The sequence below is a fragment of the Candidatus Skiveiella danica genome (assembly GCF_022705245.1).
Classification (GTDB): domain Bacteria; phylum Pseudomonadota; class Gammaproteobacteria; order Burkholderiales; family Burkholderiaceae_C; genus Skiveiella; species Skiveiella danica.
In genome coordinates this window covers 110,520-127,445 of sequence record NZ_JAKJEW010000003.1, presented here as the reverse complement: position 1 = coordinate 127,445, position 16,926 = coordinate 110,520, and the positions used below count along the sequence as shown (strand labels likewise).

Below are 16,926 nucleotides of genomic sequence, written 5' to 3'. Positions count from 1 at the left end.
GGTGTAACCACATAATTCTCGGGCGCGCCTGGTATTAAACAAACATTGGTATCGGGTTCAGTTTGTATTCCGGTGTTCGCGACTCAATGCTTCCTTGCTCAACCGGAACGTCGAAGAGCCTACCCGGGGCGAACCGCGCCCAGAAATGGCGCAATCCAGGCACGATCATCTTGACTACTGGTAGACCAACTTCTGCACGTGTCTGATCGAGCACTAAGACCTGCAAGCCTCTTGAGCGAAGTCGCTCTACGAGTTGGCGCAACAATTCGCCCGATCCACCCTGGATTGGCGCTGTGTTCGCGAAACAATCAACCAGTGGGTCTAGGCACATTGCGGCGATGTATGGCTGATTCTCTAGGGTTGCAGATGTCCACCAATGTAGTGCGTCTTGATCGAAGAAGCTGTACAAGGTTTGTCCTGTGTCGTTCACGTTTAGCACAGCTGGCATAAACTGATTCATTTCTGTCACTGCGCGACTAAGTGCGATCTTTGGATCCAGGTGCGCGCCAAATCCCAAAACAATATCCTCTGTCGGTCCCGCGATTCGACGGTTGATTGCGCAAAATACTGGGATGCCGAGATCATGGGTAAGATTGAGTACCCAAAATTCTCTACCTATCTTCTTGTAGTAAGCCTGTATTCCATGATAGTACGGGTCACCTAGAGCATCGAGATCTACGCCAGCGACCCGCAATCGGTTGTACCACCAGATCGCGACTGCATCTCTCTCAACTAGTTCGAGAAGGCCTTGGAGACATGCATCGTCAAAGGTTGCGCCAGCAGCGCACCCATTCGAATCTGCCCAGCAAAAGAACGTCTCTGCTTGGTACGGATACCCGTAGTAGAGATACGATGTAGGTAAGTAGCGGATCGTATCTTCACCGAATAACTGCACTGGAGACCAATCTATACTCGCACTCGGATCGAATCGTGATGGAATTACTTGAAACCGGGAACCACGTTCGTTCCACTCTTTACGATCTGAGTATTGTTGGTCGCTGAACAGCATACAAGTTGTCGGATCGATCGCGGACTGCCCAAGATCTCTGAAGGAGGCGAACCGACGCTCTTCTGTCCCTTGAAAGAGTCCGCTGTAGCGCTCTAAGGCTTCGCAGAGTGCGCTCGTCCGTGCTTCGATGTCCGTTCTGCCCTTTCCAGAACTGAACATCCGGAGGCTATCCTTTAGTACAGCCGGCGTATCGCCGCCGAGCGCGAAATTGTGCCCCGCAGAGTACACGCGAAGTGGAGTGGAATCGTTATAGGGGGACGGTTCGAGCGCCCTAACAATTCCGGTCAAAGGGCTAACATGATGAATGAATCGGCGATACGTTGCCTCTGCACTTGAGCTCCGAACGCCTCCAAACTCAGATGATGCGGAACTCGACGCTTGACCGTCTTGCCAGCTATTCGGCACCTTGATGGCCGGTGATCCGCACGCGGGACATTCGGGTCGCTTGACGACGACATGCCATGAGGCACCAAGGTTCAACGTATCAGATACATAAAGTTGCGTAGCGAGTAGCGGGTTTGGGCGGTTGATGAGAATACGGAGCACTTGGTTTACGACGGCACCGTATCCCTGAGTTGCTGAGGAGGCTATCGGATTTGTGTTGAGTCGTAAGACTCCTCTATTTCCAGATCGCATCTCACCCAAGCGGACAGCGGCTCGATTCAGAGAGAGACGATGATCGAGACATTCCCAGCACGGTCCGCCGGCCGAGGGAATGAAGTGTGGCCCGATCCAGTAGTTGTGCCCCCCAGGCTTTGCCAGCAGCCAATTTTGACTGGTCCGCAGACTTACGTCGTTCCATTCTTGAAGGCGTGGATCACGATAGTCGTCACAGAGAATCAGCGTTAACGCGGCCCCGGTGTCGCCGACGACTATCCCCGAGTGTTTCAGCAGATCAAACAGTTCGTCAGAGTTCGCGGAAGAATAGTTCAGCAAGCGAACTTGGCTCTCTTGAAGTCTGGCTCGGGCTTCGGCAACAGTCGTCGCGAGTTCGGCGCAGAACGAGGCGACGCCAGAAGGAGCGAATGGATCCTTGACCTCCAGATAGCCAGCAGTTGCGAGCGTGCTAATCGCTGCTTCAGCTTCTCGGACGCCGATTAGGGGTAACGCTGCATGAACTATCTGGGCATAGGAGCGAGTTCCGTCGATAAGGGGAATCACCGCGTCCAGCGGTGTCCCGTGTAGAAGGTAGGTGTCGTACTCGGACACAACGCAGTAGCCGCCATCCCCCAGGGGAAGCAACTGTAAGTTTGGTCTAAATTGCAATTGCAGTGGGCTATTTAGCATCTCGCTATCCATTGATGCGCCATCAGCGCAGGTGCGGCAAGAGTAGCCACGGATACTTGCATCGTGCGCGCCGGCGCCTCGTCTTCCCGAGCGACACGGGCCTTCCACCTCCCGCTGGGAGTGGTGCGTTTAAGCCAGATGCGGCGGCCGCTTGAAGCCCAAACACCAGAGACGAAGGTGGCTATTGCGCCACGCACTTTCGTACCCGATATCGAATGGTCTAGGCCATACGAGGCGTCGTTACGGAAAACGTCGCATACGTTCCACTTGATGCGCCGGCGACGGGGCCCCCTCCGACCCTTGTGGCGCTAATGGTCGCTCCAGCGTCGCCGAAGAAAGGAGGGAATCCCGGGCCACAGGGGCACGCCGCGGTGCAGGCAAACGTGCCGCAAGCAACGGCCCCTTGTGCAGCACCCGCAGTACCTGCTGTACCGAGCGTGCCCCCGTAGGTGCCGATACTGCCGATGCAGCCACCCGCCACAGGACCTTGCGCGGCACCAGCGGAACCAAATGTACCTAAACACCCGCCAGGAGGTACGAAACAGGCGCCGGTCGTGCCTCCCGCAACGGGACCTTGCGCGGCGCCCGCAGTACCAGCCGTACCGAGCGTGCCGCCATAGCTACCGATGCTGCCGATGCAGCCACCCGTGGCCGGACCCTGCGCGCCCTGTGCTGCGCTGATCGACCCAATGGTGCCGAACGTTCCACCACCGCCGGTACCAAACGTTCCGGCACACCCTCCCGATGAGGGGCCCTGTGCGGCCCCTGCGCATCCCGCAGTGCCAAGTGTCCCGCCATAGGTGCCAACGCTGCCGATGCAGCCACCCGTCACCGGGCCTGGCGTCGCATTGGAGGTCGACCCTAAGACCTCTGCGAGTTTCATCGCGTCGTCGAACTTCGGGCTCAAGCTCTTGATTGCCTCGGCGAGATCGGGGGCAATTACCCCTGCATCCTTCAGCGCCGCGGCTGGATCCTTCCTAACCGACTCGCGAAAAACTAAGTCTGTGATTGCACGAGCGAGAATCCTCGTCCAGGCCAGCTCCAAGTCTGCCTTGCCACTCGCTGCCTCAACCTTACCAGTCGCCTTCTCCGCCATTTTTTGTACCTCCCAGAACGTTGTGGGTTGATTACTATGATTGCGGCAATTCGACCGGTTTTTCTACATGACCTTCTTCGGCAAACAATCAACTCGCATGGTCGGTTAGCCACTTTGCGAAAACTCTCGGAAGATAGCGTTACAGGCAATCGCAGCGCAGAACCTAGTCACCACCATGGCGACAGGTGCCGCGCAACGTGCCTAGCTATTGTCTCGCAGCAACGAATTAAGCCTCCCCGTCATCTTCCGATAAGAAATTGTGCCTGCCTCAATTGTTTTGTGCAAGAGGCTTGAATAGGGTGACAGCGCAAAGTCGTAATGTCCCCTTTTAGCCAGATTCAAATGTCCCCTTTGGTATTTAGGGGCGATCATGGTCGAGGTGGTACAGATGAGTTTGAAGGAAGCTGACCGGTACGCGGTGATCCAACAAGTCGTTGAACGCACGATGGGCCAGTCAGATGCTGCTCTGTGGCTGGGCATCTCGGTGCGTCAGGTCAAGCGTTTGGCACGCGCAGTACGCCTGGACGGAGCCCAAGGGGTTGTATCCAGGCGCTGGGGTGTTGCGAGCAACCGACGGATTTCGTCAGCCGTGCAAGAGCGGTTTGTCGGCCTGGTGCGCGAGCACTACGCCGACTTTGGACCCACTCTGGCGTGCGAGTACCTGGCGGCCCAGCACGGCTACACGGGCAGTAGGGAGACGCTGCGCGGTTGGATGATGGACGCTGGATTGTGGAAGGCCAAGCGCTCGCGCGCGCGGCGCATTCACAGCCCGCGAGAGCGGCGCAGCCGCCTGGGCGAGCTGGTCCAGATTGACGGCAGCCCACATGCCTGGTTCGAGGAGCGCGCGGGCAAATGCTGTCTCATCGCCTTCATCGATGATGCCACCGGCGCGTTGCTGCAGGCGTGCTTCTATCCCGTGGAGTCCACCAATGCGTACCTGCACAGCTTGCAGCGCTATGTGGCTGTTCACGGCCGCCCGCTGGCGCTGTACAGCGACCGGCACAGCATCTTTACCAAACACGACCCTGAGGACCCCACGCCCACGCAGTTCGAGCGCGCCGTAGGTGAACTCAATATCGAGTCCATCCTGGCCTACTCGCCCCAGGCCAAGGCGTTGACTTCATAGTGCACCTTGTGCGGTTGATGGAACAGGAATTAGCTGGGGCGCCCGCCCGCCGTAGCGGCTGCCGGCACCCTTGACGAGGGTCACGTCGCCGGGCGGCTCGTACAGGTAGCGATGGTCGCTATCGTACATGTGCCGCTTCAGGATGCCTTGCCGTCCGAGGTGGTTCACCGTCGTCGGGCACACGCCGAAGCGGCGGGCGAGTTCACCGCTGGTGAGCATGCCGCGTTCGCGCAGCCGCTGGAACCGGCTCTTCAATCCGTAGGTGATGCGCACCAGCCGGACCTTCTTTGCCGTAAAGGAGTCGCCGCGCCAGTTGTGATGGCCAAGGTCGTTCAGCCGTCGGGCGACCTCGCGATCGGTGCACGTCTCCAGCAACTCGTCGATCAGCTGCACGACCTCGGGCCGTGTCTTGCGTACCAGCGCGATCGGTCTGGGCTTGTCGACGGTAAGCGACTGCGTCTTGCCGCCGCGCCATCGGATGTGCACGGCAACCTGCAGGCCGCTGATCAGTGTGACGTCCTCGATCATCAACGCGAGCATCTTCTTGCGTTGCAAGGCGCTGGTTCTGGGATCGTTCCACACCCGAGGGAAGTCCTGTGCGAGCTCGACGACTCGCCGGCGCGCTGGCTCGTCCGACAGCGTCTGGTCAGCCTGCTGCTGACGTTCGTGTTCGCGCTGAAGGGTGTCGAGCTGACGCAGCCGCTCGTTCCACTCGGCCTCCAGCGCATCGGCCACCAGCCGGTTGTCGGGATCGACCTTCACGTAGCGGCGCCGTGCGAGTTCGGCTTCGTAGCGACAGCGCTGCAGCTGTGCAGCTCGCATTGAGGCGGCCTGCTCCACGCGCTGTGCGATCTCGTCCTGTACGGCCAAGGCCACGTCGATGGCCGCCGGCGCCACCGTCTGCAGCAGCAATGCGCTGATCGCCGCGTCGATCTCGGCGCCCTGCACCCACTGGCAGTTCCTGCTCGCGGCGCGCCGCACCGTGTCTTCGTTGCAGCAGTAGTAAGGCCGCTGTTTCCCTTCTCGAGCATCGTATCGCACACGCATTCTCGAACCACAGCGCCCGCACAGCACGCGGCCTTGCAGCAAGGCGCTGCCTTCGCGGGGTGCACCACCGCGAAGGTTCGTCGAGAAGCCCACGGCGTTGCGTTGCAACGTGAGCTCGTTGCGTTCGAACTCGTCCCACGAGATGTAGCCTGGGTGGGCATCGCGTATCAGCACCTGCCAGTCCTCGCGCTTGAGCTGCAATTGCACCTGCTTCAGGTCGGCGTTGTAGGAGGTGCGCCTGCGTCCATAGACGAAGGCACCGGCGTAGCGTGGGTTGTGCAGGATCTCCAGCACCCGAGAGTGGTCCAACTCGCCCCACAGGACCTCACCCTTGCCGATGCCGCGGGTAATGCGCCGCGGGAACAGGATGTGCTGCGCGCGCATGCGGCGCAGCACGGCGCAGGCTGAGCCGGTCTCGCGGAACGTGTCAAACAGCAGCCGCACGGTGTCCTGGATCTGCCGATCGGGATCGAGGCACACGCGTCCGTCGGGCCCATACACCAGTCCCACTGGCAGAGCAATCTCGAGCTCACCGCGACGGGCCTTGTTGAGGATGCCGCCTTGCAGCCGCGACTTCAGCACATGCAACTCGGCCTCGCTCATCGTGCCCTTCAGGCCAAGCAACAGCCGGTCGTTGAAGTGCGCCGGGTCGTACACACCGTCTTCATCACTGATCAGCGTGCGCGACAGCGCCGCCAGCTCCAGCAACCGATGCCAGTCGGCGTTGTTGCGCGCCAGTCGCGAGACTTCCAGGCCGAGCACGATGCCGGCGTGTCCCATGGCGACTTCGGTCACCAGGTGCTGGAAGCCGTCGCGGCCCGCGGCCTGTGCGCCGGACACACCTTGGTCGCTGTCGATGACGTGGATGCGATCGATCGGCCAACCCAGGGCCACCGCGCGGTCGCGCAGCGCGTATTGGCGCTTGGTGCTCTCGGTGTTCTCGAACACCTGGCGCAGCGACGACTGGCGCACGTACAGGAATGCGTCCCGGCGCAGGTGGTCTGCGCCGATCTTCAGGGCGTGATCAGTAGGCATATTCCTCCTTCGACTGCGTCAGCAGCACCATGTTGGCAAGCAGGCGCACGAGTTGGGGGTCGTGCGTCACCGGGGATGGCGAGTGCGAAGCGCTCGCCGAGGGCAACGGTGTCGTTGGCGGCGCCTGCAGCAGCACGCTCAGGCCGCACCACATGCCATGGAACACGACGGCACCCAGTCCGTCGGGCCGCGCCTGTCCGTGCACGACTTGCTCGCGCAGCTCTTCGTAGGCTTCGGTGGCGTGCGCCGGCAGAGGTGGCGCCACGTGCCGGTGCGTCAGCGTTTTTTTTTGCGCGCAAGCGCGCGCTCGATGCTGCGAGGGTGCACCATGACACCCAGTCGCTGTTGCACCACTTGCGCCAGCGCACGCGCCTGAATCGGCGCGCCTTCGCGGTGAAGATCGTGGATCAGGCTCATCACCTCGGGTGTGAGCTTGTGTGCCGACTTGGGTCCACGCGGCCGAGGCAGCAGCCCCGCCAGGCCGGCTTGATCGAAGGCGGCTTCGGCCTGGTAGAAGGTTGGCCGCGACACGCCGAACAGCTCGGCAGCCTCGGCCTTGGTGACGCCGCCCTGGCGGGCATGACGCAGCATCTCGTACTTCACCTGCAGCAGGTCGTTGGCGTCGAAGAAGCCTGCCACTTCGAACCACGGTGCGCGCACGCGCTCGGGTTGCGGATTGAGCATGCCCATCTCGCGCAGTCGATCGATCTTGGTCGGGCGTTTGGTCATGGGTGGCAAGGCGGTTAATGTGTAAATCACAATATGCCGCATATGCGTTCATGTCAAGCGCCATTTTTCGAACGATGGCGAGTGTCTTTACACTAGTTACAAAGAGAATAGCCGGAAGACAAGGAGGCAATCCAACTTGACATGCGGCGTATCGTGCTTTACACATGCGGCGTAATTTGCTTAACGCGTGCGCCGCCGTGTCCGCTGACCCTTGGCGATCTCTTCGACCAGCGCTCGCAGATGCAGGAGATCGTCCACGCGCAGCCATGAGCGGCCGGCAGAGCATTGAGTGAACGCGTCAGGTTCATCAACGTTGGTCCAGGACGCGAGCAGCGAGCGCAGTCGCCCCTGATCGTCGAAGAACGTCACCCGGTCCTCGCCCCAGTTCTGCTTACGCGTGGCCAGGACGAAGCGTCGGCCACGCCAAGGGTGGAACGGGTGCGTGACCTCGAACTCTACGGATGCTCGATCGCCTGCATGGCGTGCAGTTCTCGTCCTACGAGAAGGGCCGGGTGGAGCGCGCATTTCAGACTCTGCAGGATCGCCTGGTCAAGGCACTGCGCCTGGCCAGGATCAACACCATCGAGACCGCCAATGCCTGGCTACCCACGTACTTGATCAAGCACAACGCTCGCTTTGCGCGCTTGGCAGCGGACAGCGCCAATGCCCACCGAGCCTTCGATGGCGATGCACGCGATCTGGCTCGTGTGTGCGCCCACCACTACGCGCGCGTGCTGTCCAAGACGCTCACTTGCCAGTTCAAGGGTCGCATGCTGGTGGTCCTCACCAAGCCCGATCAGCCTCGCTACGCGCTGCGAGGACAAGCGGTCAAGATCCTCGAGCACCTGGACGGTGAACTCGAACTTCTGTGGGGCACCGAGGCATTGCCCTTCAAGACGTTCGAGCGGCATCAGCACCTGAGTGCTACTCGCGTTGCCGACGACAAGATGATCAATGCACGGGTTGATGAGGTGCTGACCAAAGAGGCTGCACGGCTACGCAAACTAAAGGAGCAGGTGGCTTCGCATAACGCGTCCACGAAGTCTCCGCAAACCAAGGGCATGGGTGTCGTCGCTCTTCGCGCGCACCGGGCACCCGCGCCCGCCGTGGATAACTGAGCTGCCCACACCACACGGGTGTGGACAGCCGGCGAGTACGCCGGTCCCTCAGTTACCCACCGCTCCCCGATTCTTCGCCTTCGGCCTGACGCGCTTACGCTTGCCAAAACCTTGTTCAAAACGAACAACCCGAAAGGGGACATTTCAATCTGGCACAAAAGGGGACATTTCAATTTGGCGTTGACAGAGGCTTGAATAGGGGCTTGAACAATGGGTCGGCAAGGCAAGGCGGGTCAGATATTGCTGATGAGGCTACCGGTTGAACCTGGGCATGAGGTGCGGGCCTAGTGCGGCAGGAGAACTCCCGCCTGAAGCTACAGAAAGACGGCGGTGCACTTATTTGCCAATGAGTCGATTTGAAGTAGGCGTGGATCGAGGGGCACCGCGATTCCTACAGCGTCACGCAGACGTGCGAGTCGCGCGGCATCCCGCCACGCGGCGCGCACGCCGCATTGGTGGTCCGACTGGCGTCGAAAGGCGCACTGACCGATGCCCAGATGACCGACGAGAGTCGGCGTCAGCAGCGTTCGCATCGCGGTTGCTATGGCCGACAGACGGCGTGTGAGGCGCGAGGTCGGCAGCCCACTGGGCCGACCGGTGAACGAGAAGTGCGTCGGCTGCCTGATGCGCGAGTACGATCTTCAATGCTCAAAGCGCCTGCGGTTTCCGGTCTTCACCAACAACTCCAAACGCGCATTCGGTGGCTGCCAGGGTGCGGGCCCGAAATTTCGTGGCCAAGGCCCCGAACCAGAAGTGGCTGCCCGTTCTCACATACGTGCCGACCGACCGCCTCGGGCTGGCTATACGTGGCGCTGATCCTCATCCTGTTCATCCACAAGTTCGTCGGTCGGGCGATGAGCGCCCCGATGCCTACGGCGCAACGCGCTGGGCTGGCGCAATCAGCCAGTGGGACTAACCCAATCCGACACTGGCTCGCAGTTGGCGGCCACCGCAAGTTGCTGGCCGCCTGCGGCATTTTGGTATCGATCAGTCGCAGGGGCGACTGCTGGGAATGTGCCGATGGACGCGGCCAACGGCAGCGTGAAGGTCGAGTGCGCGCAGGTGCCAAGTGCCGCGCCATAGCGGCTCAGGCGCCCGTCAAATATTTCGGCTACTAAGGGCCCCAGGTCGTGCCCCATCCCGTCGCTTCGATACCTTGAGGCAGTGGGTTCGAAACACCGCACGCTGCAAGCGCGAACGAAATGATGGTGTTTGAGTTTCGGAGTGCCCCGACGCCCACGGTATACGGTTTGCAGCTCTTTCCCGCAGCACTCACCACCGTCATGACACAAGCTGCGATCTGGCAGGTCTTCTTGTTGTCAGCGCTGGTAGTGATGACTGTGACGCCTGCAGGCGCTGCCACGTTGCCGTCCGGAGAGAACACGTTCTGGCCCTGGGGGTTCGTACCGAGCTTTCCATGGGGACCCACGTAGGGCGCGACCACGCCCCAATCGGTTGTGACGCCGCAATTGAAAGGATTCCCGACGGGTCCCATTCCGGGGCTCGAGGGACCTCGGTGCGATGGCCCTCCTCGGACCTCGAGTTTGCTTCCGTTGGGCTGCGCAATGACTAAGAACCCGTGCTTGTCGTCAAACCCTTCGCTGATGGCCGGCTTGAAGGCCAATGTGACCGTGCACGCATTCGGTGGGCCACTGATCTTGGGCGGATTCAGCGCCTCATTCTTTTCAGCCACAGTAACCGCCGCCGCGGCCGAGCAGATGACCATCCCTGCGATAACCCAAACTACGAACTCGATAAACCTCACTAACACCCTCCTACAGCAGTCAATAGGCAGTATGCAAATGACATGCTTGGTTTGTCAATATGTGGCGGCAGCGCCGGCGGCGGCTGCCGCGCGGCGACATTTTTGACTCCGATTGCGCACTAGCTGCCATCGGGTCACCTCCTGTGGTCCGTCTCTCGGGCAACCAGCAGGTCAAGGCGTTCCAGTTGCAGTCGGCGATGGCGTAAATATCTCTCGTGCGGTATCCAGACGGTAAAAAAATGGGCGAAAAAGTCATTCCAGACAATAGCTTAAGGCGTTTGATCGCAGCCCTCCATGGTAATCGCACTGGCCAACGCTGCGGCGTCGCTGACGTTATCCGACCTCGTCGTTGGAGTCGATAGATGTCGATAGATCCCGAAGGGTCAGCTTTCGCCGAACGGCCCGGAAACCCGCGTCAATGCTGGCGTCTGACAAATTGACGGTAAAAATGACGGTAGAAATCCCAGTTATAGTGGTCAGTACCTTACAAATCAATGACTTAGACTGCTAGTTGATGATCGAATGGGAGTAGGGGGGCTATCTTGCCGACCCCTTTGCCCTGGTTCGGGTAGTTCAATGGCCTACAATTGGCGCAATGAATTTCGAATGGGATGAAGCCAAAAGCAACCAGTGCTTTGAGCATCGGGGTTTTGACTTTGCATACGTGGCCCACGCTTTCCTGGATCCAGACAGAGTGATTCGCGCCGATCAGCGGCACGAATACGGCGAGGAGCGCTTGCAGATGTTGGGTCAGGTTCAGGAGCGGGTATTCCATGTGGTGTTTACGATGCGCGGCGTTGCGATCCGCATCATTTCGGCTCGCAAGGCCAATCTGCGTGAGGTGAATGACTATGAAAACGGTGCGTTTCAAACTTGACACTGCCGTCCCGCGGATGCCGGCCGGACGAGCGAACGTGCGCAAACTGGAGGCGACCTCTGAAGCGGAGCTCAATGCGCAACAGAAGATCGATGATGCCGCAGCCGCCCAAGACGCGGCGCTGTTTGCGCAACGTGTCCGAAAGCGCCTTGGGCTGACGCAATTGGAGTTTTCGCGCCGCATTGATGTATCGCTGGACACGATACGCAACTGGGAGCAGGGTAAACGCAGCCCAACTGGAGCGGCGAGGGCCTTGCTCAGAGTGCTGGACAAGGCGCCAGAAGCTTCCTTAATGGCGCTGGGGTGAGACTGCTGGCGTGGCGATTCACTGACGGTAAAAAATTTCGTCAAAAAGTTAGGCGGGACAAGAACTTAGGGCGTTTGATGCCGAGGCTGCTTTGTGGGCGCTTCCCGGACCGGTTCGGACGCGCGTCGACGGCGTCTGTAGTCGTCGTGAGCGCCAATAGAGGTCGATAGATCTCGAAAGGTCATTTTCGGCAGAATCGCCTGCAGACCCGCGCCAATGCTGGTGTCTGACACTTTGACGGTAAAAATGACGGCAAATGTCGACCACACAACTCGGAACCAGTGTCAAATCAACAGATTAGGCGGCTCGTTGATGATCGAGTGGGAATGATGCCGATCTGAGCTGCCATTGTGCCTGTTATACGCCCGGCCGCGAACCGGTCAATCCGGCAGGGCGCGTCGTCATCGTGGTGGACGATGGCCTGGCCACCGGATCGACCATGATCGCCGCGCTGCACTCGCTGCGTGGGCGCCATCCTGCAAGGCTGATCTGCGCCGTTCCTGTGGCGCCCTCCGATGTGGTGGAAAAGATTGGCGCCTACGCCGACGAGGTGGTGTGCCTGCACACGCCGGAAAAATTTCAAGCGGTCGGGCAGTTTTATCGCCATTTCGATCAGGTGGAGGATGATCAGGTCACTGCCGTACTCGGGGCCAGCCAGGGTGCGAGGACGGCCCTGCCAGGGGATGCGTCCACCAGTTGATGCCGTGGTGTCGCGCGGCAGCCGGGCGCACGTGGCCGGCGCACGGGTGCCGCATCGCGAGACATCTGTGCGGCCTCTGGCGGTTCCACTGGCAGAATGCGGCGTTCGGTGAGACACGTTTTCGGGAGCAGCACCATGATCGGATACACCACGGTCGGAACCAACCAAATGGCGCAAGCCGTCGCCTTCTATGACGAACTCTTCAAGGAAGTGGGCGTGCAGCGTCTCATCGATTTCGGCGAGCGGGGCATGGCCTGGGGCCCGTCCTGGGACAAACCCAGCTTCGCGGTGCTCAGGCCCTATGACGGCCAGAGCGCGACGGTGGGCAACGGCAGCATGGTGGCGTTGACCTTCGGCACCCGCGAGGCGGTGAATGCGATGCACGCCAAGGCGATCGCGCTGGGCGGGCGCGACGAGGGCGCGCCGGGCCTGCGAGAAGGCAATTTCTACGCGGCGTACTTTCGCGACCTCGACGGCAACAAGCTCTGCGCTTTCACCATCATCCCAGGCTGAATCCCATGTACTTGCCCCCCCAGTTTGCCGCCAAGGACGACCGTTTTGCCGCCGAGCTGATCCGCGAGTACCCCTTCGCCAGCCTGATCAGTGCCGACGACGAGGGCCTGCCGTTCGTCACCCATTTGCCCTTGCATCTTGAGGAACGGGGCGAGCAGTGGGTGCTGCTCGGCCATTGCGCCAGGCCCAATCCCCACTGGCGCTACCTGCAGGCGCGGCCTCAGGCCGTGGTCACGTTTCTCGGGCCGCATGCCTATATGTCCCCCCAGGTGTACCCGGACCTGGCCCGGGTGCCCACCTGGAACTACCTGGCTGTGCACTGCACGGTGCAGGCGACGCTGATCGAGCAGCCCGCCGCCAAGGACGCGTTGCTGAAAAAGCTCATCGGCGACCATGAGCCGCCCTATGCGGCGCAGTGGCGTGCGCTGGGCGATGAGTTTGCCCACAAGATGCTGGCCGGCATCGTGGCTTTCGAGCTCGCGGTGACACGGCTTCAGTGCAAGCTCAAGCTGAACCAGCACCGCCCGGAGGCCTACGCGGGCATGCGCCAGGCCTATGCCGGCGGCGGCGAGCAAGAGCAGGCGCTCGGGCGCTGGATGGACCGGCTGGGCATGGTGCCGCCGGCCGACAAAGGAGGTTCGACATGAAGGGCGTTTTCGGTCTGGCGGGGCTGCTGCTGGCGCTGGCCATCGTGGGCGTGGTGGTGAAAAAGCAGCTCGACAGCACTTCGCAGCGTGTGCCCGCGCTGGCGCCAGCCGTTCCCGGCAGCGCGGCGCCCGCGCCGGCGGCCACGGTGCGTGAACAAAGCCAGCAGGTGCAGCAGCAATACAAGCAGGCCGTCGAAGGGCTCATGCAGCAACCCCGGCCCATGCCGGATGAAAAATGACCCGCGCTGCGCGAGGCTTCAGAGCAAGAACCGTTCGCCCCGCCGTCCATGGTTTCTGGGCGGCTTTCTTCCTGTGAAGAAGTGCTGGAAAAATTGATGTTTGAGCATTTCCGCCAGCCACTGATCTCTCGGCGCGCTTACCAGCACCGTCTGCTGGGTGCCGGGTTGCTGGCGTTGTGCATGATTGCCTTCTCGCTTGCGATGGGCATGGCGGGCTATCACCTGCTGGAAGGCCAGCCATGGCTTGACGCCTTCCTCAGTGCATCGATGATCCTCTCTGGCATGGGGCCTGTCAGCGCGCCACAGACCGATCCAGGCAAGCTTTTTGCCGGCTCGTACGCGCTGTTCAGCGGGTTCGTGGCGCTGATCGGCGTGGGTGTCATGGCGGCGCCGGTCGTCCACCGATTCCTGCACACCTTTCACGTGGAAGAAGACGGTGACGACGATGTCGCAAGGGCTGCAGATGGATCCCACTGAAGCGCTGCCGGCGGTTTCTGCGGGCGCCGATGCACGCTGGATGCGCCTGGCGCTGGCCGAGGCGCTCGCCGCCGCAACGGCCGGCGAGGTGCCGGTAGGCGCGGTCGTGGTCAAGGACGGGGTGGTGATCGGCACCGGTCGCAATGCACCGATCGGTTTGCACGATCCCAGTGCACACGCCGAGATCGTCGCACTGCGGGCGGCAGCCCGCCACCTGGGCAACTACCGGCTGGCGGGCTGTACGCTGTATGTCACTTTGGAGCCCTGTGCGATGTGCAGCGGTGCCATGTTGCACGCGCGCCTGGAGCGGGTGGTCTTTGGGGCACCTGATCCCAAGACCGGCGCGGCGGGCTCGGTGCTCAACCTGTTTGGCGAGCCGCAGTTGAACCACCAGACCCGGGTGGACGCACTTGCGGATGTCGATCTGGCCGCAGCGTGCGGCGCTTTGTTGACCACCTTCTTCAAGGAGCGACGTGTGACACCTGCCCATCCCCTGCGCGACGACGCCCTGCGCACGCCCGAGGACTGCTTTGCCAGTCTGCCTGGATACCCCTGGGCGCCGCACTACCTCAACGACCTGCCCAGCCTCGCTGGATTGCGCCTGCACTACCTTGATGAAGGCCCGGCCGACGCCCCGGTGACCTGGCTCTGCCTGCATGGCAACCCGGCCTGGAGCTACCTGTACCGCAAGATGATTCCCGTGTTTGCCGCGCAGGGCGACCGCGTGGTTGCGCCCGACCTGATCGGCTTCGGCAAAAGCGACAAGCCGAAGAAGGACAGTTTCCACACCTTCTCCTGGCACCGCCAGGTGCTGCTGGAGTTCATCGAGCGGCTCGACCTGAAGAACGTGGTGCTGGTCGTGCAGGATTGGGGCGGCCTGCTGGGGCTGACCCTGCCGATGGCGGCACCGCAGCGCTACAGCGGCTTGCTGGTCATGAACACTACCTTGGCCATGGGCGATGCGCCGCTCTCGCCGGGCTTCATCGCCTGGCGCGACATGTGTGCCAGGAATCCGGAGTTCGACGTCGGCCGCTTGTTCGGGCGTGGCAACCCGCAGATGAGCGTTGATGAGTGCGCTGCTTACAACGCGCCCTTCCCGGACCGGGGCTATCGCGCCGCGCTGCGGGCCTTCCCGCCGATGGTGCCGGACGCGATGGACGCCGATGGCGCCGCGATCTCGCGCGCCGCGCGGGATTTCTGGCGCGACGAGTGGTCCGGCCAGACCCTGATGGCGGTCGGCGCCCAGGACCCTGTGCTTGGCGAGCCGGTGATGCGCGCTCTGCAGCAGGTGATCCGGGGTTGCCCCGAGCCAATGATCCTTCCGCAGGCGGGACATTTCGTGCAGGAGCACGGCGAGACCATCGCGACGGCGGCGCTCGCCCATTTCGCAATCCGGTAATTGGAATCTGACCCCCATTTATGGCCCACATCTACATTTTTTCTCCGTCCAGCGCGGTGCGCAACAAGGCGGCGTTCCGCCGCGGTGTGAAGCGGCTGGCGGCGCTGGGCCATGAGGTGGAGGTGGACGAGGCCGCGCTGGCGGTACATATGCGCTTTGCGGGCGATGACGTGACGCGGATCGCGGCGATTCACCGCGCGGCGGCCAGTGGCGCCGATGTGGCGCTGACCTCGCGCGGCGGCTACGGCCTCACCCGCATCCTGCCAGGCATTGCCTACAAGAAGGTTGCCAAGGCGATCGAGGGCGGCACCCAGTTTGTCGGGCTGAGCGACTTCACCGCCTTTCAGCTGGCCTTGCTGGCGAAGACGGGCGCCATCAGCTGGGCGGGGCCGGCGCTGGGCGAGGATTTCGGCGTCGAGGGCGAGCCGGACGACATCATGGAAGCCTGCTTTGACGATCTGGTGCAGGACCAGGGGGAGGGCGCCGGCTGGCGTCTGCCGCTGGAGCGAGTGCCAAATACTCCTGAAATAGTAGCGAAAAAAGACCGAGAGACGATGGGGAATGGCCAATTGGTCATGAAGAATGCGGTTTTGTGGGGTGGCAACCTTTCGGTGCTGGTCGCCCTGCTGGGCACGCCGTACTGGCCCGAGGTCAAAGGCGGGGTGCTGTTCATCGAGGACGTCAACGAGCACCCGTTTCGCATCGAGCGCATGCTGACGCAGCTGCTGCAGGCCGGCGTGCTGGCGCGGCAGAAAGCCATCGTGTTCGGCCAGTTCACCGGCATCCGGCTGGCGCCGCACGACAAGGGCTACAAGCTGGCCACCGTGGTCGCCTGGCTGCGCAGCCAGCTCAAGGTGCCGGTGCTCACCGGCTTGCCGTTTGGCCATGTGCCGACCAAGGTGCTGCTGCCGGTCGGCGGGAAAGTGGATCTGCTGGTGGAAGGACGCGACGCGCTGGTGGTGTGGGGGCATCTGTAGGTCAGGCGCACCACCAGCCTGCCACCGGGTCAATCGCCCATTGAGGTGCCGTTCAGCCCCGTGCGTGTCGCTCCGGCCGTCATGCCGGCAGGCAGGAGCCCGGTGAACAAGGCACCCAGGCGTTCCAGTTCCTGGCGCGCACGGGCTTCACCGTGTTGCTCGGCCAAGGCGGCCATCAGTTCGCTGCGGGCGTACCAGAGGGCTTGCACATCATCGGCAAAACGCAACTGACGCGCGACCCGCGCGTGGGCTGCCGAACCGGATTCACCCAGGGTTTCGAGCATGGCCAGGCGCAGGTGTTCGAGTTGAAGGGGCGTGTGCGTGGCCTTCGCCCCGCCGACGTAGCCGAGCAGGTTGAAGAACGTACTTTTCAGGTTCAGTTTGCGGGTGCGCATGGAGATGAAGCTGAGCTTCACGCTGTTGACCTGCCTGCACCATATGCGGGCTGCCGTGCAAAGACAAGCTATTCGTGGCGCTATCGCAACGGGAGCATGAAGCAGAGCCGGTGTGCGCCGCCCGCGTCGCGGCCCGGGAACCCGCGCGGACTCTTTCTGATCCATGCTGCATACTCTCATTTC

The 16,926-nt window shown here is 61.8% G+C and carries 16 protein-coding genes and 1 pseudogene; 11 read left to right on the top strand and 6 right to left on the bottom strand.

Annotated elements, in window-relative coordinates:
- Window positions 1–34 precede the first annotated feature (34 nt).
- Window positions 35–2,308 carry a TOMM precursor leader peptide-binding protein gene (locus ACMUOY_RS02895; protein ID WP_413890894.1) on the bottom strand — a complete coding sequence of 758 codons (2,274 nt, stop codon included), beginning with the start codon at window positions 2,306–2,308 and terminating at the stop codon, window positions 35–37.
- Window positions 2,309–3,780: 1,472 nt separating this feature from the next.
- Here ACMUOY_RS02895 and ACMUOY_RS02890 point away from each other — a divergent pair.
- Window positions 3,781–4,518 carry an ISNCY family transposase gene (locus ACMUOY_RS02890; protein WP_413890892.1) on the top strand — a complete coding sequence of 246 codons (738 nt, stop codon included), beginning with the start codon at window positions 3,781–3,783 and terminating at the stop codon, window positions 4,516–4,518.
- On the opposite strand, the gene ACMUOY_RS02885 is transcribed toward ACMUOY_RS02890, so the two are convergent.
- From ACMUOY_RS02885 to ACMUOY_RS02870, 4 genes are all read right to left on the bottom strand, one after another.
- Window positions 4,513–6,600: a recombinase family protein gene (locus ACMUOY_RS02885; RefSeq protein WP_413890890.1), complete on the bottom strand. Its 2,088-nt coding sequence runs from the start codon at window positions 6,598–6,600 to the stop codon at window positions 4,513–4,515. The two genes, ACMUOY_RS02890 and ACMUOY_RS02885, sit on opposite strands and share 6 nt — an antisense overlap.
- Window positions 6,590–6,865, bottom strand: a complete 276-nt coding sequence (locus tag ACMUOY_RS02880) for a hypothetical protein (RefSeq protein ID WP_413890888.1) — start codon at window positions 6,863–6,865, stop codon at window positions 6,590–6,592. Before ACMUOY_RS02880 ends, ACMUOY_RS02885 begins: the two co-directional genes overlap by 11 nt.
- Window positions 6,866–6,876: 11 nt before the next feature.
- A complete protein-coding gene (locus tag ACMUOY_RS02875) occupies window positions 6,877–7,329 on the bottom strand; it encodes a helix-turn-helix domain-containing protein (protein ID WP_413890886.1) in 453 nt (150 codons plus the stop codon).
- Between the two features lie 180 nt (window positions 7,330–7,509).
- Window positions 7,510–7,854 (bottom strand): DUF5372 family protein, encoded by a 345-nt coding sequence (locus tag ACMUOY_RS02870; RefSeq protein WP_413890884.1) that lies wholly within the window; start codon window positions 7,852–7,854, stop codon window positions 7,510–7,512.
- On the opposite strand from ACMUOY_RS02870, the gene ACMUOY_RS02865 reads away from it, so the two are divergent.
- The 10 genes and pseudogenes from ACMUOY_RS02865 to ACMUOY_RS02820 all read left to right on the top strand — a co-directional run bounded on the left by ACMUOY_RS02865 (window position 7,791) and on the right by ACMUOY_RS02820 (window position 16,348).
- Window positions 7,791–8,447 carry a hypothetical protein gene (locus ACMUOY_RS02865; RefSeq protein ID WP_413891030.1) on the top strand — a complete coding sequence of 219 codons (657 nt, stop codon included), beginning with the start codon at window positions 7,791–7,793 and terminating at the stop codon, window positions 8,445–8,447. The two genes, ACMUOY_RS02870 and ACMUOY_RS02865, sit on opposite strands and share 64 nt — an antisense overlap.
- 2,360 nt (window positions 8,448–10,807) lie before the next feature.
- Window positions 10,808–11,089: a BrnT family toxin gene (locus ACMUOY_RS02860; protein ID WP_413890882.1), complete on the top strand. Its 282-nt coding sequence runs from the start codon at window positions 10,808–10,810 to the stop codon at window positions 11,087–11,089.
- Window positions 11,064–11,396 carry a helix-turn-helix domain-containing protein gene (locus ACMUOY_RS02855; RefSeq protein WP_413890880.1) on the top strand — a complete coding sequence of 111 codons (333 nt, stop codon included), beginning with the start codon at window positions 11,064–11,066 and terminating at the stop codon, window positions 11,394–11,396. Before ACMUOY_RS02860 ends, ACMUOY_RS02855 begins: the two co-directional genes overlap by 26 nt.
- A gap of 352 nt (window positions 11,397–11,748) precedes the next feature.
- A pseudogene (locus ACMUOY_RS02850) lies at window positions 11,749–12,096 on the top strand (phosphoribosyltransferase); the annotation flags it as partial.
- 135 nt (window positions 12,097–12,231) lie between these two features.
- Complete coding sequence (locus ACMUOY_RS02845) at window positions 12,232–12,609, top strand: VOC family protein (RefSeq protein WP_413890878.1); 378 nt, start codon at window positions 12,232–12,234, stop codon at window positions 12,607–12,609.
- 5 nt (window positions 12,610–12,614) lie between these two features.
- Complete coding sequence (locus ACMUOY_RS02840) at window positions 12,615–13,256, top strand: FMN-binding negative transcriptional regulator (protein WP_413890876.1); 642 nt, start codon at window positions 12,615–12,617, stop codon at window positions 13,254–13,256.
- Complete coding sequence (locus ACMUOY_RS02835; RefSeq protein ID WP_413890875.1) at window positions 13,253–13,495, top strand: hypothetical protein; 243 nt, start codon at window positions 13,253–13,255, stop codon at window positions 13,493–13,495. The genes ACMUOY_RS02840 and ACMUOY_RS02835 overlap by 4 nt, the downstream gene beginning before the upstream one ends.
- Before the next feature lie 96 nt (window positions 13,496–13,591).
- Window positions 13,592–13,972, top strand: coding sequence for a hypothetical protein (locus tag ACMUOY_RS02830; protein ID WP_413890873.1), 381 nt, complete (start codon window positions 13,592–13,594; stop codon window positions 13,970–13,972).
- On the top strand, window positions 13,959–15,371 hold the full coding sequence (tadA, locus tag ACMUOY_RS02825; protein WP_413890871.1) for a tRNA adenosine(34) deaminase TadA: 1,413 nt from the start codon (window positions 13,959–13,961) through the stop codon (window positions 15,369–15,371). Before ACMUOY_RS02830 ends, tadA begins: the two co-directional genes overlap by 14 nt.
- Before the next feature lie 20 nt (window positions 15,372–15,391).
- A complete protein-coding gene (locus ACMUOY_RS02820; protein WP_413890869.1) occupies window positions 15,392–16,348 on the top strand; it encodes an LD-carboxypeptidase in 957 nt (318 codons plus the stop codon).
- Window positions 16,349–16,377: 29 nt separating this feature from the next.
- Here the strand turns inward: ACMUOY_RS02820 and ACMUOY_RS02815 are convergent, their stop codons facing one another.
- Complete coding sequence (locus ACMUOY_RS02815; protein WP_413890867.1) at window positions 16,378–16,764, bottom strand: hypothetical protein; 387 nt, start codon at window positions 16,762–16,764, stop codon at window positions 16,378–16,380.
- Window positions 16,765–16,926 lie beyond the last annotated feature (162 nt).